General features: G+C 66.9%; 13 protein-coding genes. 3 read left to right on the forward strand and 10 right to left on the reverse strand.

Annotation, left to right across the window (positions count from 1 at the left end):
- Positions 1-20 precede the first annotated feature (20 nt).
- Positions 21-1145 carry an Hsp70 family protein gene (locus A5694_RS11450; RefSeq protein ID WP_064921960.1) on the reverse strand — a complete coding sequence of 375 codons (1125 nt, stop codon included), beginning with the start codon at positions 1143-1145 and terminating at the stop codon, positions 21-23.
- A gap of 431 nt (positions 1146-1576) precedes the next feature.
- On the opposite strand from A5694_RS11450, the gene A5694_RS11455 reads away from it, so the two are divergent.
- Together A5694_RS11455 and A5694_RS11460 are read left to right on the forward strand one after the other, a co-directional pair.
- Positions 1577-2251 carry a cutinase family protein gene (locus A5694_RS11455; protein WP_064921961.1) on the forward strand — a complete coding sequence of 225 codons (675 nt, stop codon included), beginning with the start codon at positions 1577-1579 and terminating at the stop codon, positions 2249-2251.
- Between the two features lie 194 nt (positions 2252-2445).
- Positions 2446-3093 (forward strand): cutinase family protein, encoded by a 648-nt coding sequence (locus A5694_RS11460; RefSeq protein ID WP_064921962.1) that lies wholly within the window; start codon positions 2446-2448, stop codon positions 3091-3093.
- 11 nt (positions 3094-3104) lie between these two features.
- Here A5694_RS11460 and A5694_RS11465 read toward each other — a convergent pair whose 3' ends face one another.
- The 9 genes from A5694_RS11465 to A5694_RS11505 all read right to left on the reverse strand — a co-directional run bounded on the left by A5694_RS11465 (position 3105) and on the right by A5694_RS11505 (position 18343).
- A complete protein-coding gene (locus A5694_RS11465; protein WP_064921963.1) occupies positions 3105-4676 on the reverse strand; it encodes an acetolactate synthase large subunit in 1572 nt (523 codons plus the stop codon).
- Positions 4677-4767: 91 nt separating this feature from the next.
- On the reverse strand, positions 4768-6144 hold the full coding sequence (locus A5694_RS11470; protein WP_064921964.1) for an FAD-binding oxidoreductase: 1377 nt from the start codon (positions 6142-6144) through the stop codon (positions 4768-4770).
- A 7-nt stretch (positions 6145-6151) separates the two neighbouring features.
- Positions 6152-8512 carry a Tex family protein gene (locus tag A5694_RS11475; protein WP_064921965.1) on the reverse strand — a complete coding sequence of 787 codons (2361 nt, stop codon included), beginning with the start codon at positions 8510-8512 and terminating at the stop codon, positions 6152-6154.
- Between the two features lie 11 nt (positions 8513-8523).
- Positions 8524-11952: a DEAD/DEAH box helicase family protein gene (locus A5694_RS11480; RefSeq protein ID WP_064921966.1), complete on the reverse strand. Its 3429-nt coding sequence runs from the start codon at positions 11950-11952 to the stop codon at positions 8524-8526.
- Positions 11949-13292, reverse strand: coding sequence for a Fic family protein (locus tag A5694_RS11485; protein ID WP_064921967.1), 1344 nt, complete (start codon positions 13290-13292; stop codon positions 11949-11951). Before A5694_RS11485 ends, A5694_RS11480 begins: the two co-directional genes overlap by 4 nt.
- Positions 13293-13396: 104 nt before the next feature.
- Complete coding sequence (locus A5694_RS11490) at positions 13397-14623, reverse strand: exonuclease domain-containing protein (protein WP_064921968.1); 1227 nt, start codon at positions 14621-14623, stop codon at positions 13397-13399.
- Positions 14623-15786, reverse strand: a complete 1164-nt coding sequence (locus A5694_RS11495) for a restriction endonuclease subunit S (protein WP_267887752.1) — start codon at positions 15784-15786, stop codon at positions 14623-14625. Before A5694_RS11495 ends, A5694_RS11490 begins: the two co-directional genes overlap by 1 nt.
- A 2-nt stretch (positions 15787-15788) precedes the next feature.
- Positions 15789-17246 carry a type I restriction-modification system subunit M gene (locus A5694_RS11500; RefSeq protein WP_064921970.1) on the reverse strand — a complete coding sequence of 486 codons (1458 nt, stop codon included), beginning with the start codon at positions 17244-17246 and terminating at the stop codon, positions 15789-15791.
- Positions 17247-17395: 149 nt separating this feature from the next.
- Positions 17396-18343, reverse strand: coding sequence for a hypothetical protein (locus A5694_RS11505; protein WP_064921971.1), 948 nt, complete (start codon positions 18341-18343; stop codon positions 17396-17398).
- Between the two features lie 201 nt (positions 18344-18544).
- On the opposite strand from A5694_RS11505, the gene A5694_RS11510 reads away from it, so the two are divergent.
- A complete protein-coding gene (locus A5694_RS11510) occupies positions 18545-19927 on the forward strand; it encodes an HNH endonuclease signature motif containing protein (RefSeq protein ID WP_064921972.1) in 1383 nt (460 codons plus the stop codon).
- Positions 19928-19936 lie beyond the last annotated feature (9 nt).

The following is a 19936-nucleotide window of genomic DNA, read 5'->3' on the forward strand; positions in this document are numbered from 1 at the left end:
GATCGGCGCCACCCGCCGCGTCACCACGTTCTCCGGTGATGTGATCGATCAGGCGCTGCTCGATCATGTGGTGGCGGCTCGGCCGGCGGAGGCGCCTTCTTCGGGGTCGCCACCACATTGCCGGCGACGCTCAGCGCGGCGCCGATAGCCGCGGTCAGTTGTGGTCGCGGGGAGCTGATGACCGGGGAGCCGAAGCGTTGCGACAGGCCGGTCGTGACGGTCGGCATGTTGGCCCCGCCCCCGACCGACACGATCGCCGACAGGTCGTCGGGCCTGATCTCGTTGTCGTCCAAGGTGTTCTGCAACGCGGTGAAGAAACCGTCGAGCGGCTGGCGCAGCGCCTCATCGAGTTCTGCACGGGTCAGCCAGACGCCGCCGTGGAATCCCGCCAGCTCGGCGACGGTCTCGGTCGACAGTTGCTCCTTGGCGTCGCGGCACTGGCTGCGCAACCGGGTCAGCGACCCCACCGTCGGCGGTCCGTCGCCGTTGCCGCCCAGATCCGCCACCACATGATCGAGCAGCGCCTGATCGATCACATCACCGGAGAACGTGGTGACGCGGCGGGTGGCGCCGATCGGCTCGAAACCACGGCCGGCGTCGACCAGGCTGATATTGGTGCCGCTGCCGCCGAAGTCGCACACCGCGATGATGCCGTGGTCGGGCAAGCCCGGATTCGCCTGCAGGGCGGTCAGCACCGCCGTGGTGTCGGAGATCAAGGTCACCGGGTGCTGCGCCCACTCCGAGACCCGCCCCAACGCGGTGCGCAGCGCACCGACGGCCTCCCGCGACCAGTGGGCGGGGTGGGTGACCGCCACCGCGGGCGGCAGCGGCCGTCCCTCAGTCGCGGCGTAGGCCAGCGCGTGCAGCCCGTCGCCGAGCAACTGCTCAGCGCGGTGCGTGGAGCCGTCGCCGGCTACCACCGGTCCACCGCCGCCGACACGGTCCACGAAATCGGTCACGACCAGGCCGCGCTCGTCGAGGGCGGCAGTGACCGCGGAATTCTCCGAAGGCATGCCGATCTGCGAGGGGCGGTCCCGGAACAGCGTCAGCACCGGCCGCCGAGTGATCGCCCGGTCGGCGGTGACGGCCGCCAGAGTGGTCGCTCCGACGGACATGCCCACCGCGGGGCCTGTGTCATGCGCCATGCTGTCCCATCCGCAGTGTCCACCGGCGATCGAAACGCACCGGATCGTATGCAATTTTATCGATGAGTGTCTTATTTACCCGACATTGCAGCGCCGTAGGTGCGGCGCACCGGTCCCGGCTGCGCCCGCGGCAGGTAGCGACGGGCCGGGCGTGGTTCGGCGCGCGGTGGCGCGAAACCGGGGTCTGTCGAGCGACCTCACTGCCCGGCACCGAGTTTGCTCGGGCGACCCCACCGGATGGTCACTTCGCCGACACCGGACGGCCACGTGACGGTAACTGCACGCTCACCACAGCGGGCTTCAGCCGTGGTTCAGCTCTTCGGCATGGACCGCCCGGCGGGGCGGGACGCGCACCCCCGCGAGCCCTCTACTACGCGAATTCCCAGCGTTGTTTACTTACGTCGCGCCACGACTTATGCCACCATGTACGGGTGAACACACCTCGGATCCCTCGCTCCCTCGGTGTTGTGCTGGCGCTGACCTGGCTGCTGCAGAGCACCACTGCCACCCCTCCCCCTGCCTTCGCCGACCCCTGTCCCGACGTCCAAGTATTGTTTGCTAGAGGCACCGACGAGGCCATCGGTGTCGGTGAAACCGGGCAAGCATTCGTCGACGCGCTCCGGCCCCGGATCGGCGAGCGTTCCATGGAGGTCTACGCGGTCGACTATCCGGCCACCAACGACTGGCCGACCGGCATCCAGGGCATCCGCGACGCCACCGCCCACATCGAGGCCACCGCGGCGAATTGCCCCAAGACCAAGATGGTGCTCGGCGGCTTCTCCCAGGGCGCCGCGGTGATGGGATTCTCCACCGCCAATGTCATCCCCGACGGCGTGGAAGGGGTCGATATACCACGGCCGATGCCGCCGGAGGTGGCTGACCATGTCGCCGCTGTGGTGCTCTTCGGCACCCCGAATGAGCGGGCGATGAACTTCCTGGGCCAACCGCCCGTGGTCATCGGCCCCGCGTACACGGGAAAGACCATCCAGCTGTGCACCCCGGAAGACCCGGTCTGCTCGGAAGGGATGAATTTCGCAGCGCACGCCCCCGGCGCCTACGACGGGATCGTCGACGAAGGTGCCGCCTACGCGGCAAATCGGCTGTAACCACCGCATTCGCCGCCTGGCACCGGCGCCGCTCTTTGCTGATGACCGCTAGTGCAGTCGGCTCCGCGCAGCGTCGCCAGCACCCTCATCTGCCTGCGGCAGGAACCCGAGGTCGGCCGGTCGACCGGATCGACCCGGCGCGGTATGGCGACCCACGGGCCGGTCGGCAGGTGGCGGCATGTCAGCATTCAAGGATGACTTTGCGTGACACTGTTCGCACCGTCGCTGCCGCGTCGACGCTGGCGGGAGCGTTGCTGAGCACCCCGGCGGGCCTGCCGGCCGCCGTCGCCGAGCCCTGCCCGGACACCGAGGTGGTGTTTGCCCGCGGCTCCGGGCAGCCCCCCGGTCTCGGCGATGTCGGGGAGGCGTTCGTCGCTTCACTCAAGGAGCAACTACCCGGCCGTGACGTGCAGGTTTATCCGGTCGAGTACCCGGCGAGCACCGACTACCGCAACAGCGCGCTGCTCGGGGAGAACGACGCCACCGCGCACATCCAGGCCACGGTCGCAAACTGCCCGAACACCAAACTCGTGCTCGGCGGTTACTCCCAGGGCGCCAGTGTGATCGAGATGTCGAGCAATTCGCTGCCACCCGCGGTCGCCCACCATGTCGTCGCGGTGGCACTCTTCGGCCCGCCGTCGAGTCCGTACTCCACCTCGCTGTGGGGCGGCCCGCTGCCGGTGCTGGCCGCCTCCTACCGCCCCAAGAGCATCGACTTCTGCCTGGCGGGCGACATCTACTGCGAAGAGAGCGGCAGCGTCGTCCCGCATCTGATGTACGTGCAAGACGGCAAGGCCGATGAGGGCGCGGCGTTCGCCGCGACCCGTCTGACGATCAGTTAGGCCGACGCGGCTCAGAACACGCTCGGCACCCGCGCGTCGATCAGGTGCGGCCCCGGTTCGGCCAGGGCCCGGCGGAACTGTTCGGCGAGTTCCTCGCAGGTGGTCGCCACGCTCGCCGGCACACCGAACCCCTCGGCGATCTTGGCGAAGTCCATGTTGGGCCGCGACAGGTCGAGCAGGGCTTCGGCTTTGGCGCCGTACCGGCCCCCTTCGCCTGCGGCGCCCACCCGGGCCAGTTCCATCCGCAGGATCGCATACGAGCTGTTGTTGATCAGCACCGTGGTCACGTCGACGTTCTCGCGGGCCATCGACCACAGCGCCGAGATGGTGTAGGCCGCGCTGCCGTCGGCTTGCAGTGCGATCACCGGCCGGTCCGGGGCGGCGACGGCAGCGCCCAGCGCGACCGGCAGTCCCTGCCCGATCGCCCCGCCGGTCAGCGTGAGCACATCGTGGCGCGGTGCCCCGGCGGTGGCGGCCGGCAGCAGCAGGCCCGAAGTGTTGGACTCATCGGAGATGATCGCGCCCTCGGGTAGCAGTGCGCCGATCACCTGCACCCAGTTCTGCGGGGTCAGCGGTCCTGCCGGGAGTTCCGGAGCGGCCGCGGGCGCCGGCCGCGGCTGCACATCCGAAGCCACCGCCGCGGCCAACTGCGTGAGGGCGGCGACCACATCCGTCTCGAGCCCGGCCAGATTGTGTACCGCACAGCCCTCGGGCACCAGGTCGCTCGGCTTGCCGGGATAGGCGAAGAACGACACCGGGGCCCGCGTTCCGGCGACCACCAGGTGCTTGATCCCGTCGAGTTGGAACGCCGCCTGCTCGGCCAGGTAGCCCAGCCGATCGAGGGCCGGGACCCCGGCCCCGCGAGCCAACCGGGCCGGGAAGGTCTCCACCAGCGCACGCGCCCCGGTCGCGGCGGCGATCCGATCGGTGGCCTCCAGTGCGCCCACCTCGGCCGCGGCAGGGCCACCGATCAGCAGCGCTACCGGCTCGCCGCTGCGCAGCACGTCGGCGATCTCGGCGACAGCCTGCTCATCGGGGGCGGCCGCGGGAACCGGTTTCACCGGGCCGGACGGCTGCGCACCGTCGTCCCAGGAGATGTCGGCCGGCAGGATCACGTTGGCCACCTGGGCCGGGCTGGCCATCGAGGCGGCCACCGCTTCGGCGGCGTCGCGCCCGACCTCGGCCCCGGCGCCGGTGCGGCGTACCCAGCCGTGGGTCCAGTCGGTCAGCGGCTCGATGTCCGATTCCAGCGGCGCGTCGTACTTCTTGTGGTAGGTGGCGTGATCCCCGATGACGTTGACCACCGGCACGTGCGCACGGCGGGCGTTGTGCAGGTTGGCCAGACCGTTGCCCAGCCCGGGCCCCAGGTGCAGCAAGGTGGCGGCCGGCTTTCCGGCAATGCGGGCGTAGCCGTCGGCCGCGCCGGTCACCACGCCTTCGAACAGGCACAGCACCCCACGCATCTGCGGCACCGAGTCCAACGCGGCCACGAAGTGCATTTCGGAGGTGCCGGGGTTGGCGAAACAGACCTGCACGCCGCTGTCGACCAAGGTGGTGATCAGGGCCTGTGCTCCGTTGGTCATCTGGCTGCCTTTCTTACCAACGCCGAGTGTGCCGTTTCATTCGCGACGCGCCGGTGCCGACGGATGAAACGGCACACTCGCGGTTTCCTGCCTATACAAGCACGCCGGGGTTGAGGATCCCGGCGGGGTCGAAGGCGTCCTTGATCCGGCGCATCAGGGCGAGCTTGACCGGATCCTCCAGGTCCAGGAAGTGTTGCGTCTTGACCCGCCCCAGGCCGTGCTCGCCGGAGATCGCCCCGCCCAACGCCATCGCCGCGGAGAAGATGTCATGCAGCAGCCGGTGCCGTAGCTCGTCGTCGGCGCAGAACACCGCCAGGTGGACGTTGCCGTCACCGGCGTGTCCGCACCCCACCACCCCGGCGCCCGCAGCTTGGGCGAAACCTTGTGCGCGGGTGAAGAACTCGTGCATGACCGCCCGCGGGACCACCACGTCGATGACGTCGTGGGCACCGGCGGCCTTGGCCGTCCAAAACGCCCTCTCCCGGGCTTCGATCAGGGCGTGCGCCGAATTGCCCTCCAGCACATAGACATCGACTGCGCCCAGTGAACCCAGCAATTCGCCCAACATGGCGACGTCGTCGTCGAGGCGGTCGTGGTCACGGTTCTCCAACCCGATCACCAGATGCGCTTCAGCGGTCTCGCGGACGGCGTCGGGGATGCCGAGGTTGAGGTTTTGGGAGTAGCTGATCGCGGCCAGGGTGAGCTTGTCGATGTATTCGAGGATCACCGGGTCCACGCCGCTGCCCACCACTGTCGGCACCGCGCGCAGCACCGCGGGGAGGTCGGCGAAGGGGGCCAGCAGGGTGGCCGAGTGCGCCAGCCGCGGGTAGAGCCGCACGGTGACCTCGGTGGCCAGCGCGCAGGTGCCCTCCGAGCCGATGATCAGCTGGGTCAGGTCGTATCCGGTGGACAACTTGGTGATCTTCCCGCCGGTGCGGATCAGCTCGCCGGTCGGCAGCGCGGCCTGCAGCCCGAGCACGTTGTGGCGGGTCACGCCGTACTTGACCGCGCGCATACCGCCGGCGTTGGTGCCGACGTTGCCGCCGACACTGGCCGACAGCTCGCCGGGAAAGACGGTGTACATCAGCCCGGCCTCGGCGGTCGCGGTGTCGAGGTCGGCCAGGGTGACCCCGGGTTGCACCACCGCGACCTGGTTGTCGGTGTCGATCTCCAGGATCGCGTTCATCTTCTCGAAGGAGATCAACAGGCCGTCGGCGCACGGCCGCGCGCCGGCCGACAGTCCGGTGCCCGACCCGCGGGCGGTCACCGGGGTCTTGGCCCTGCTGGCGGCGGCCAGCAGCGCCGCGACCTGTTCGGCGGTCTGCGGGCGGGCGACGTAACGCGGCGTCACCGGTGCGCCCACCAGCGCCTCGTCGTGGGAGTAGTCGGGTCCGATCTGTTCGCCGGTGAGCAGTGCGGCGGCGCCGACGATCTCGGCGAACTCCTGCTCGACTGCGGCATCTAGCATGCGGCCCTCACTTCCCGAATCCGGCGTCCCGCAGCGCCTGGGCCATTGACCCGCCGGCCGGCGCCGCCTCCCGGCGCCCGCCGCCGTGACCCCGCCGCTCCCCCCGATTCTGCTTGCCGGTGTCACGGCGCGCAGCCGCTTTGGCACCTGGGCCCGAGGCGGATTTGCCGGCCTTGCCCGCCGGCTTGTCCCCCAGCCGCAGGCTCAGGCCGATCCGCTGGCGGTCGACGTCGACGTCGAGCACCTTCACCTTCACCACCTGGCCGGAGCGGACCACCTCGTGCGGATCGGAGACGAAACGGTCCGACATTGCCGAGACGTGCACCAGGCCATCCTGGTGCACGCCGACATCAACGAACGCACCGAACGCCGCAACGTTGGTCACCACCCCCTCCAGGACCATGCCGACCTTGAGGTCGGCCACCTTCTCCACCCCGGCGGCGAACGTCGCCGTGGAGAACGCCGGCCGCGGGTCGCGCCCGGGCTTCTCCAACTCGGCGAGAATGTCGGTCACGGTCGGGACCCCGAACCGGTCGTCGGCGAAGTCGCCGGGTTCCAGCGACCGCAGCAGCCGTTCGTCGCCGATGATCTCGGCCAGCGACACCCCCGCGCGGTCCAGGATGCGCCGGACCACCGGGTAAGCCTCCGGATGTACCCCCGAGGAGTCCAGCGGGTCATCACCGTCGCGGATGCGCAGGAATCCGGCGCACTGCTCAAAAGCCTTGGGCCCCAGCCGCGGCACGTCGAGCAGGGCGGCCCGGTTACGAAACGGCCCGGTCTGGTCGCGGTGGGCCACAATGGCTTCGGCCAACGATTCCGACACCCCCGACACCCGTGCCAGCAGTGGCGCGGAGGCGGTGTTGAGGTCGACGCCGACGGCGTTCACCGCGTCCTCGACGACCGCGTCCAGGCTGCGCGCCAGCGTTCCCGGCGTGACGTCGTGCTGGTACTGGCCGACTCCGATCGACTTCGGCTCGATCTTGACCAGCTCGGCCAGCGGATCCTGCAGCCGCCGCGCGATCGACACCGCCCCGCGCAGGGTGACGTCGAGATCGGGCAGCTCGTGGGCGGCGTAGGCCGACGCCGAATACACCGAGGCGCCGGCCTCGCTGACCATCGCCTTGACCGGTGCGGGGGCGCCCGCGGCCTTGAGGTCGGCGATCAGCTCGGCGGCCAGGGCGTCGGTCTCCCGCGACGCGGTGCCGTTACCGACCGCGATCAGATCCACGCCGTGCCGAGCGACCAGCGCCGCCAGCGCGGCTTTGGCCTGGTCCCACTGTTTTTGCGGCTGATGCGGGTAGATCGCACAGGTGTCGAGCACCTTGCCGGTGCCGTCCACGACAGCCACCTTCACCCCGGTGCGGAAGCCCGGGTCGAGACCGAGGGTGGTGCGGTTGCCGGCCGGGGCGGCCAGCAGCAGGTCTTTGAGGTTGCGGGCGAAGACCGCCACCGCGTCGGCTTCGGCGCGCTGCTTCAGCCGCATCCGGGCGTCGACCGCTGCGGAGAACGCCAGCCGGGTCTCCCACGCCCACCGCACCGTCTCGGTCAGCCACGGCGTCGCCGGCCCCGGCGCGGTCATGTCGACGCCGAGCGATTCGGCGACCATCGCCTGGTAGGGCTCGTTCTCGCCGCCGTCGAAGGCCAGCGCCAGGGCATCTTCCTTCTCGCCACGCAATACAGCCAGCACCCGATGCGACGGCATGGTCTCCAGTGCTTCGCTGAACTCGAAGTAATCGCGGAACTTTTGTGCAGCAGCCGTTTTCGCGGCATCCGCGGACCGCGGGGCGGTCCGCAGCGAACCGGCCGCCCAGAACTTCTCGCGGACCGCGCCCACCAGTTCGGCGTCCTCGGCGGCTCGTTCGACCAGGATCGCGCGGGCGCCCTCCAACGCTGCCGCGGCGTCGGCGACCTCCTCACCGGTGAACTCCGAGGCGAGCTGCTGCGGGTCCAGGCTCGGATCGGCCAGCAGCCGGTCAGCCAGCGGTTCCAGACCCGCTTCGCGGGCGATCTGCGCCTTGGTGCGGCGCTTGGGTTTGTAGGGCAGGTAGATGTCCTCAACGCGGGCCTTGGTGTCAGCGCTGAGCAACGCCGCCCGCAGCTCGTCGGTGAGCTTGCCCTGTTCCTCGATCGAAGCCAGCACGGCGGCCCGCCGGTCGTCGAGCTCCCGCAGGTAGCGCAGCCGCTCCTCGAGAGTGCGCAGCTGGCCGTCGTCGAGGCTGCCGGTGACCTCCTTGCGGTAGCGGGCGATGAACGGCACCGTCGCCCCCTCGTCGAGCAGCGCGACGGCGGCGGCGACCTGCCGTTCTGCCACCGCGAGTTCCTCAGCGAGGCGGGCATTCACGGACTTAAGCGTTACGTTGGCGGTCACGCCGACGGACCCTACCGAACGCCGCTGACAGTTCCCGGCTCCGGCACAGCGTGATTTTTGACCGCGCGCAGGATGGCTACGATGCCGCCCACCTCGTCGTCACCGAACACCTGTTCCGGCCCGCGCGGTGCGTGGTCGGTGTAGGGCGACTCGTAGAGGCGGGACGGCTCCATCAGCCCGTTGTCGGTCAACTCGTCGATGATGAGGTTGACGAACCGGATCTGCTCGACGGTGAACTTCGTGCCATCCAGGTAGGTGCCAAAGGCCTCGGCCGCGGCCTGCCGATCCAGCCCCACCAAAGACCGGATGAACAAGCCCAACCCGTGCGCCTCTTCGCCGGCCTGCGTGATGTCGTCGGCTTCGCCCGCACCGCTATCAACCAGCATCTGCTCCAATGCCTCCAGGTCCGCGGCGGTCAGCTGTTTGTTACGCCGCAGCCGCTGCAGTGCGACGTGGTCCTGATGCGCTTTGAGGTAGGCCGCGGCCTTGGCCCGGAATCGCGGCAAGTTCGTTCCTGGGGCGATGCCGGGCAGATCGATCACCGTCGACGCCGTCAGCGCATCCTCGAAGTCGGTGTAGATCCGCACCTTCTTGGTCTTCTCCAAGAACTTCAGCAAGCCGCGCAGCCGGCGTCGCGCGACTTCGAGCATCGGCAATGTGACATCGACCCACCACTGGTCGCCGGCGACCTCGTCGAGCAGCTCCTGCTGTGCTGCCACCGACGGGATCGCGGTCTGATTGAGCAGCCCGGATGCGATGTTCTGCACCTGTTCGCGCAGCCGTTCGGCGCCCAACGTGTCGCCCTCTAGTTGCGCGAGCTGGCGGCGCAGGATGAGCAGGTCGAAACGTTTTGCGTCCTCGTCGGTCTCGGTGGCGCCCGATGGTAGGCCGGCCAGGTGTTCGGCGACCTCGTCCGCGGCCTCTTGCGTCAGCGCAGTCCATGCCGCCCAGTCGCCATAGCGCTCAACCCATTTGCGGTGCGGACGGACCAGGAAGTTCTCCAGGTTCATCCCGACGACGATCCGGTGCAGCGACCAGGCGGCATCGACCCGCAGGCCCCGTTCTGATTCGGTGCCGGCTCCCTCGGCCGGCTCGGTCCCGTCCGGCGGTACTGCCGCATCCAATGCGGTGATCAAGCCAAGGCGAGTTTCGAAGAGCCGCTGGTTCAGCGACTTCTGCACGGACCCTTGCGATCCGGGAAGGTCCTGGCTGAAGTATTCGAGGTTGCCGCAGAAGTCGAACACATAGAAGTTCTGTTTGTCTTGTCCCGGCCCGAACAGGTCGGGGCGCAGCCGGGTGCCGCGGCCGATCATCTGCCAGAACTTCGTTTTGGATCGCACCAGCTTGAAGAACACCAGGTTGACCACGTCGGGCACGTCGATGCCGGTGTCGAGCATGTCCACCGAGATCGCGATGTGCGGCGCCTTGTCTGGAACCGAGAAGTCGTCGATCAGGGTTTGCGCATACACCGTGCTGTGCGTGATGACGCGCGCGAAGTGACCAGCGTATTCAGGGTATTGGACGTTGAACCGCGCCTCGATGAACTCAGCGTGGTCCTGATTCTTGGCGAAGATGATGGTCTTGCCCAGCCGGTCTCCCCCGGCCACCTTGCCGCCCTTGTCCATCAGTTCGGCGAGCACCTTGTCGACGGTGTCCTCGTTGAACAGGAACTTGTTGAGCTCCTCCGACGTCACCGCGTCCGGGACCACGCCATCATCGCCCCAGTCCAGAGCGTCCCACTCGTCTTTCTCTTCTTCGCTCAAGTCGGCGTAGCGAATGCCCTGCTGCAGGAATTGGGTGCCGACCGATACCCCTACCGGGGGAACCAGGAAGCCTTCCGCGACAGCGTCTTCGAGGCTGTAGGCGTCGGTGGGAACACCGTCTTCGAGGTGAAAGAGCCGGTAGGTGTTGTGGTCGACCTCATCCTTGGGTGTCGCGGTCAGCCCTACCAGCAGGGAGTCGAACCAGTCGAAGATCGCCCGGTACTTCTGATACACCGAACGGTGCGCTTCGTCGATGACGACCAGGTCGAAATATCCGGGCCCGAAGGTGCGCAGCCCGGCTTCGGTATCGTTGATCAGGTTCATCATCGTCGGGTAGGTGCAGACGTAAACCCTACCATCGGTGATCTTTTCGGTCACCAGGTTGACGGTGGTCGCCGCTGGAAGATGCTTCTTGAACGCGTTGGCGGCCTGGGTGACCAGCGCGGTGCGGTCGGCCAAGAACAGCACTCGCTTGACCCAGCCGGCCTTCATCAGCTGATCGACCAGGGCGATGACGGTGCGGGTCTTGCCGGACCCGGTCGCCATCACCAGCAGGGCCTCTCGCCGTTTGTCGGCGAAGTCCTTGTCCACCGCCCGGATTGCGCGGTGCTGGTAGTGGCGTTCGACGATCTCGGTGTCGATCGTCGCATCAGCCAGGGGCTGTCGGGCATGGCGGCGATGAATCGCCAGTTCCAGTTCGTCACGGGTGTAGAAGCCCTGGACGTGCCGGGGCGGGTAGCCGGCCGCGTCGTCCCAGATCCAGTGTTCGTAGCCGTTGGTGTAGAAGATGACGGGGCGACGTCCGGTCATCTTCTCCAGGCAGTCGGCGTAGAGCTTCGCCTGTTGCTGCCCGATCTCGGGACTTTTGCTGGTGCGCTTGGCCTCGACCACGGCCAGCGGTAGCCCGTCGGCGCCCCACAACACGTAGTCGGCGTAGCCGATGCCGTGGTTGTTGGGCATCCCGGTGACTTCGTACTCACGGTCGCGTGCGTCGGTCAGCGGCCAGCCGGCCTCGCGCAGCAGCACGTCGATGAACCGGTCACGGGTCTCATCCTCGGCGTAGTCGCGGTCATCGACTTGAGCGTTCGCGGCCTGGACCTGCTCGATCTGCGCACGCAGGGCGGCGATCTCGGCGTCCTTGGCCGCGGCCAGCTCGTCTTTCTCGGCCAGCGCCCTGGCGTGCGCGTCGTCCTGGGCTTTGAACTTTGCGGCGAGCCGGGCGACGTCTTCTCTGGTCAGCGGTGCGGATCTGGCCGCCAGCGCCGGGTCAAAGACTGCCTTGAGCGGCACGGCCTTCGGGTTGGTGGAGTAATGGAATGCCGCCCACACCATCACGTGATGCAGTTCCTTGAGCGCGTCGAGGGCGGCGCGCGGCGGAATTGGGCGCGGGTCGTGCACCGCGGTGTTGCCGAGCCGGCGAATCAAGTTGAGTTTCTGCGCGATCCCCTGGCCGGCCTTCGCCCGGAAAGCGGTGTCGTTGATCCGGGCCGCGAGGTCGTCCTTGTAGGGGACGGCGAGGTTCATGATGTCGTAAAGGAATTCGACCAGTTGTTCGGCGGTGCGCCGGGCGTAGAAGCACGCCGAACGTGGGTCGCTGGTGGCGTAGCTTTCGGCTTTGGCGCAGTCGGCGTAGATCTCGGGCCAATCAACGACTTTCAGGAAGGCGAAGTTGGTCACTGATCCTCCTGCTCGTGGTTTATGGCATCATCGCTGAGCGCGGGCACTCTGCGCTCGGGTGGTGCGGGTGCCGGCCGGTTGGGCTTACTCATCCGGGTATCGAACCGGGTGCTCGCCATCCGCCGCTCAGCCAGACCGACCAGGTCGAGCACCTCGTTTGCCAGATAGCCGGTGGTGCCTCTGTCGACGCTCTTTCGCGACAACACGCCCGCCTCCGCAAGTTCATCAAGGGCATCTCGTGCCCGAGGAAACGAAACATCAAGGAGGCGCTGAACCGTTCGCGCCGTCAGCATCGGCGCTTCCGAGAGCATCCCCAGCAATCTTGACGTGGCCGAGTCGGCGCGGGGCTCCGGGCGCTTCCCATGGTCGGTACGCCAGCCCGCCAGTCGTTGGCCCCATTCGGCTCGCAGCACCTCGATCTCGCCCGCCAACCGCTCGGCCTGCTCGACAGCGACCTCCGCGGCTTCAGCGAAGATCCCCAGCCATGACGCAACACCGGTGACCGCGAGGTCGCTCAGTGGATCACCGATGTAGCGGAATGCCGCCAGTCCATCGATGTAGCGGTCGCGCAACGTGGCAAGCACCAGGCTCACCGGCAGGATCGCCCTCGACGACAGCCCCCGCCGTGCCAGCACGGTGTGAATGAGTGCGCGACCGACCCGGCCGTTGCCGTCGACGAACGGGTGGATCGTCTCGAACTGGGCGTGCACCAGGCCCGCCTGAATCAGCGGACCATGTGCCGAGCCGTTGAGGTAGGTGACCAGGTCATCCATGAGATCGGAGACGCGGTCGGCAGGTGGTGGCACGAAGGCCGATTCGAGCGGATTCCAGTTCGACCCGCCGATCCAGTTCTGCACTTCGCGCAGTCCACGGTGTTTCTCGTCCGGCAACAGGCGGGCATGCAGCGCGACGATGTCTTCGACCGTCATCGCGGGAGCCTGAACAAGTCCGAGTGCCGCCTGTCGGAGCACCGTGATGTTGTTGGCCACCAGACCGGCCTGAGCGCTGAATCCGCGGATCCGTTCGTCCTGGGCCAGCTCGGCAATCGCAACCTGCTGAGGCGAGGGCGCGATGCCCTCGATCATCGAACTGGCGATCGCCTCCGACCTGAGCAGGAACCGGGAGATGCCTTCCAGGCTCCTCGCATTCGGCCCCGCGGCCAGGCGCAGGATCTTCCGTTCCACGGATGCGGCGAAGATCGCCAGCTCGGCGGGGATCAGGACCGGGCGATCACACAACCGGTCCGGAACGTAAGCGGCGTACGGTCCGCCGCGCCGGTCGCGCGATACCAGGCCACGCCCGTGTGTGGGCTCCCAGTACAGCTCCCGAAGTTCCGCCATCGCCCTATCTGTTCACTACATGCCCTTTGATTAACCCTTGTGCAATTAAACGTTAATAGCGTGTCCGGCGATGTACGTTTACGCACATTGCGACCGCCTGACGCTCATGTCGTGGCCATATCCGCTCTGTACTGCGCAAACATCCGCTCAAACGCTTCCTCGCCAACCACCGGAATCCCGTAAGCGCGCGCCTTGGCCGCCTTGCCACTCAGCGAGTCGGGGTCAGCGGCGACCACCAGCCGAGTGGACTTGGTGACCCCGCCGCTCGTCAGGCCGGCCGCGACGATTGCCGCGATCCACTCCTCGCGGCTGCGGTTCATCTCCCCGGTGAACACCACCCGATCTCCGGCCCGGAGGGCGAACCGGGACCCCGTCGCCTCGATCGAGTGACCCGCTGCCCACTCCAGGGCTTCGTCGACGTCGTGCGCAGTGAGGCCGACCGCAGCCGCTACAGACGTGAGGTCGTCGCGCTCCACCGCGGTGACGACCCCGTCGGCCAACGCCTCCCGGGCGATGCTGCGCAGGTAATCGCGGTGCAGCCGCTCCAGGGTGGCTCGGCTCAGGCCCGCCGCAGCGGCGGTATCGACGAGCTGCCTGGCCTCGGTGCGCGAGACCTCGCGGTCCAACAGGGCGCTTTCCAGCACCAGCAGGTAGGCGGCTTCGTCTTCGGGATATCCGGGAATCCAGGAGGCTTGCAGTACCGTGCGCAACCACTCGTGCGGATCCGTACTGGCCTGCCCACGCGGTACCGCGGCAACGTGCCGTGCCGGCGCCGACGGCGCGGGCCAGGTGTAGGCGGCGCAGCGCTTGATGTCGTCGTGCCAGTCGACGCTGTCACAACAGGACGCCATCAGCCGAGCCATCAGCTGCGCGGTGGCGCGGGCATCGCAGAGCGCCGAATGCGCGTCGGGCAGGGCGATTCCGAATGCCTCGCAGCAGTGCGCGAGCTTGGCAGCGCCAAGGATCCGGCCCGCCCATTTCATCGAGCACAGCGCTGCCGGGCGGTCGACGATGGTGTAGTTGGCCCGTCGCAGTTCGCACAGCAGGAAGCGCATGTCGAAGGTGGCGTTGTGCGCGACGACCGTGCGACCGCTGAGCATGTCGAGGACGTGGCCGCTGATGTCGCCGAACTCGGGCGCGTCCAACAGATCTCCGGCGGTGATCCCGTGGATGTGCGAGGCACCTATGTCGCGACGCGGATTGATCAGGGTCGTCCACTCGTCCTCGATCGCGCCATGGTCGTCGGTGAGCACTATCCCGACCTCGACGACGCGGTCGGCGCGCTCCGGAACGAACCCTGTTGTCTCGAAATCGATTACCGCGAAGGCCATCAGAGTTCCCCTCGGAAAGCGCGGGATTGCAGGGAGGCGAAGAGGGTGTCGGCAGACGAAGCCGCGTACTCACACGAGGCGCGCCGTTTCGCCAGCGCGGCCAATGTCGTGCGGAACTGCCGCTGCAGTTGATTCGGCGGCAACGGCAGCGGAAGCGAGCGCAAACTAGGCCCACTGAAGTTCTGCTGCGCGGACTGATGGGATCCGGAAACGATGATTGATTGGGTGCTGCGCGATCGGAGCACTGCGGCAACGTACTCCGGCTCAACGCCATCTTTAAGCTTAAGCCGGATGAAATAGGCGCCGGCTATGCACGGTGGATCTTGCCCTGTGATGAGGGCGAGTTTTCCTACGGTCGCCCCCGTACGCGCGAAAACGATGTCGCCCGGATTCAAACAGAACTTGCGGAAATCGTCGTCGCTGACGTCCATCTTTGGCATCGAATCGAACTTGAGTCGTCCAGCCTGATCTAGATCAGTGATCCGAACGATCCTGACACCTTCAGCTGAATAGGACTCGTTGTAGAACCGCGGGCCATACTGCATCGAGGAAATCTGATCCCCGAGCCTATACATTTTCCACTGCTTGGGATTCCGGACGGGGTCGCCGAACATGTCAAGGAAGACTGACTGCGCGAGTTCGTGGAGATGGGCGATGACCTGACGACGCTTGGCGCGTAGCGCATCAGCCTGGTCGAGGATCGCGGCGATGCGGCGCTGTTCGTCCAGCGGCGGGACGGGAATACGAAGTTCCGCAAGATAGCTCGCAGGAACTCGGCGTTGGCCCGCACTGCCAGTCATCCGCAACTCGCCTTGCGCGCGAACCCAGTCTTGCCTCAAAAAATTCAGCAAATACCGATCGTACAGACATTTCCCAGGTCGGACGATATGGAACTCGGTAGAACCGACGCCGACCTTGTGCAGCAGCCGGGCCTGGCCGATCTTGCCGTTCTCGAAACATGGTGTGATTTTGGCGACGAGAAGATCGCCATCTCGAAAGACAGTGTAGCCCTTACTAACTTCCGAAAATCTTCGCGTCGTTCCAGGTTCCGTTGCACCCGTTGTCGCGCCGAGCTGCGCCATACCAACAAACGAGACTTCCTCGGCAGCCGGAATGACTGTCGCTCGGGGGTTAATCTCTGCCACCTCCCCCAGCGCCACCATCCTCACGACAGCATCGCCTTCAACTCCGCCAGCCCCGTCGAAATCTCCCCCTCCAACTTCTCGATTTCGGCGATGATCTCCAACGGCGGCCGGTGCTCGACCTCGTCGTGCACGATCTCCTTGTACCGGTTCAGCGACAGGTCATAGCCCTGGGCGACGATGTCGTCCTTGGGCACGCCGAAGGACTGCTCGGTTCGGCCCCGCTCACGTTCGGAACCGTCTCGCAGCGCCCACCGCGCCACCACATCCGGCAGGTCGTTTGCCTCCACCGGATTGCGCTTGTCATCAAGCGAGAACCCGTCGGCCTGCACGTCGTAGAACCACACATGGTCCGTGCCACCCGAATTGGTCTTGGTGAACAGCAGGATCGCCGTCGACACCCCGGCGTACGGGCGGAACACCCCCGACGGCAGCTTCACCACCCCGTCGAGCTTCTGCTCCTCCACCAGCACCCTACGAAGTTCCTTGTGCGCCTTCGATGATCCGAACAGCACACCGTCGGGCACGATCACCGCTGCCCGACCACCCGGCTTCAGCAGCTTCAAAAACAACGCCAGAAACAGCAGCTCAGTCTTCTTGGTCTTGACCACGCGCTGCAGATCTTTGGACGTCGACTCGTAATCGAGCGAACCCGCGAACGGCGGGTTGGCCAGGATCAGCGTGTACTTCTCGGCATCCTCGCTGGCGCCCTCAGACAGCGAGTCGCGGTACCGGATGTCCGGCGATTCCACCCCGTGCAGCAGCATGTTCATGCTGCCGATGCGCAGCATGGTGGCATCGAAGTCGTAGCCGTGGAACATGCTGGCGTGGAAGTGTTGGCGCTGCTCGGCGTTCGTCAATACGCCAGGGTGCTGATCACGGACGTACTCAGACGCTGCCACCAGGAATCCGGCTGTGCCACAGGCCGGGTCGCAGATCTCATCGCCCGGCCGCGGTGCCGTCATCGCCACCATCGCCTTGATGATGTGCCGCGGCGTACGGAACTGCCCGTTGACGCCGGCGGAGGCGATCTTGGACAGCAGGTACTCGTACAGGTCGCCGTTGGTGTCGCGGTCATCCATCGGGATGTCGTCGAGCAGGTCCACCACTCGCGACAGCAACTGGGGGGTGGGGATGGTGAACCGCGCGTCGCGCATGTGCTCCGAATACGTCGACCCGTCACCGCCCAGGCCGCGCAGGAACGGGAAGACCTCGTCGGCGACGATCTTGTGCATCAGCGTCGGGTCTTCATGCTTGAGCTTGGACCACCGCAGATGCTGCTGGCTCGCGCCGAACAAGATGCCGTCGCCAGCGCCGGTGAGGCGGGCCTTGTTCTCGGCGAGCGTGTTCAGATCATCGAGCCGGCGGATGAACAGCAGATAGGTGATCTGCTCGATGACCTCCAGCGGGTTGGAGATGCCGCCGGACCAGAACGCGTCCCAGACCCGGTCGATCTTGCCCTTGAGCTCACCGGTTATCACTGCACCCACCTGTCTGCGGCCGTCGGAGATTGAACAGCACTGTATATAGGGCGCTACCGACAGCGTTGGAACCCGGAGCCTTCGCTGCGCAAGGACATGGTCACCGGCTCGATGCGGCCCTACAAGCTCCCGCGCGCCAACGTCGGCGGTCAACACCACACCACGGGGTTGCCCGACGCCACCGAGGCGTCAAATAGGCGCTTGAGAGCGGCCAGCTGCCACCAGCATTCGGCCAGCATCAGCTTGCGCTCGGAGATGAAGAGGAACGAGGGATAGCGACGACGCTCGTCACCATTCGGAAGTCCTCCATGGCCGGCTGCATCGTCCGACACGGCCACCGACGAGATTCCGAAAGACCGCACCCGGACCGATTCGCCATTCTGAACATTGGTGAAGGTGACCAGCGACACCTGCCTGCGGCGGCCGTGTTCGTGGTATTCCACGTTGCCCGCGTCCCACTCCTGCCTCAGAATCCGTGCTCGCAGCAGCTCCCGAGGCTGCTCGGCGCGGGTCCGTACCACGAACTCGTAAGCCTCGATACCCAGCTCGACCAGATCTGGCCAAGGCGCGTTGTATCCGGCGCCGTAGTCAAGGGAATGAAATGACGCGTAGTCGACAGCCCCTCGATCAACCTGGTTGTCGACGACCCAGTCGCCATCCGCGCAGATGATCCGCGTCAATCCGACATAGTCCTGGCGCAACAGCGCATCCAACTCGGGCGACGCTCTCCGCACGTCGGAGGCCGGCTGGTAGCTGTCCATCATGCCGCTCAGCCCGCACAAGATCTCCGCCAAGTTCCCGAAACGGTCCGCGGGAAGGCCAGCGGCAACGCTTCGCAGCCAGGCGATGCTCATGATGTTGCCCATTAGCTCACCGGCAAGCTGCATGCTCGGGTGTGCACATGCCGTTTCTTTCCAGTTCATGAGCTCATCCCACATGTCGATGTCGTCATCGGTGTCGTCATCGTCATCGTGACTGAAATGGATCGGCACAACGTCGCCCCGCTCGTCGATCTTGAGCCGGCTACGCGGCATCGGCGGCTCGGTGGTCAAGCCCTCGCGGTAACAATTGCAGGAGACATAAGCATCCAGGCCCATAGCCGGACGCTAACCGGCCGGTCTGACAGTCGACCCCCAGCTGGCTCCACAGCTCGGTACTTGACGGTCACCGCGACCTTGAACTCGGCGACGGCGCCCTGTCCAGCTCAGGTGGAGGCAATCTCTCCACAGTTGCCCGATTGATCCACAGGCCGCCCTTCGAGCCGTACCGTTCGCACAGACGTTCGATATTTTGGGGGCATGTCCGATCAGATCCTTCCCCCCGCCGCGGCGGCCCGTGCGGCCATCCGCGCGGACCTGGCTCTGATCGACGACGCCCAAGCCCGGCTCCGCTGCGCCGACACCGACATAGTGGGCAACGCGTTTCGCGTCGAGGTCGCCGAACACCTCGAAACCCAGCATCGAGTCAATCGCGGCCTGTCCTATCGCATCTTCGGCGAGATCGCCGACCCGGCCGACGGACCCGACGACCCCCGACTGCCCGCCGACACCAAGATCACGGACCTGCTGTGGTCACGCCTGCGCATCACCCGAGCCGAGGTCCGGCGCCGGTTCCGCATCGCTGCCCGCATCCGGCCAAGGCGCAATCTGACCGGACCGCCGGCCCCGCCCGAGCTTCCCGAAGTCGCCGCTGCTGTCGAGGACGGCCGTATCGGTGACGACCACATCAAAGCGGTCGCCAAGGCCCTCGATGAACTGCCCGCCAAAGTCGCACCGGCCGATCGCGAGGCTGCCGAACGTACCCTGGTGCGCCACGCCTCCGAACAGGACGCCGCCTTCGTGACCGCCCTCGGCCACGCCATCGCCGATCACCTCAATCCCGACGGCAACTTCACCGATGAGGACCGGGCACGGCGGCGCAACCTGGTCCTGGGTCGCCAAGGTCCCGACGGGATGAGCCGGCTCTCCGGCTGCATCGACCCCGAAACTCGCGCCTACCTCGAGGCAGCCATCGCCGCGGTTCGCCCCGGACACCGCCAACCCGACGGCGCCACCGACCGCGATACCCGCTCGTCGGGACAACGCGACCACGACGCACTCAAACTCGCGCTGCGCCATGGCATCGAGTCCGGCGCTATGGGCACCCACCGCGGCGTTCCCGTGACCGTCATCGTCACCACCAGACTCGCCGACCTCGAGCAGGCGGCCCTCGCCATGGCCGACCCGGATGTCCCGATGCCCGGCCCGGCCCGCACCGGCGGCGGCAGCCGGCTGCCGATGCAGGACCTGATCCGGATGGCGGCCGACTCAATCCACTACCTCGCAGTCTTCGACAACCACTCCGAGCGGCCGCTGTATCTGGGCCGCAGCAAGCGCATCGCCACCCTGGACCACCGGATCATCTGCCACGCCCGGGACCGCGGTTGCACCAGACCAAACTGTCCGGAGTCCGGCTACCACTGCGAAGTTCACCATTCGACCGATTGGGCGCGCGGCGGGCGCACCAATCCCGACGAGCTCTACTTCGCCTGCGGGCCCGACCACGGCGGCGCCACCCGCGGCGATCTACAGACAGTGGTCACCGAGCAAGGTCGCCTGGCCTGGACCGACGGCACCAGCCCACCGCGGATCAACCATCTGCACCACCCGGAGGAACTCCTCGATGACGATGAGGACCCTTAGCTGTGGTCC

This window comes from Mycolicibacter sinensis (assembly GCF_001667945.1).
GTDB classification, from domain to species: Bacteria; Actinomycetota; Actinomycetes; order Mycobacteriales; family Mycobacteriaceae; genus Mycobacterium; species Mycobacterium sinense_B.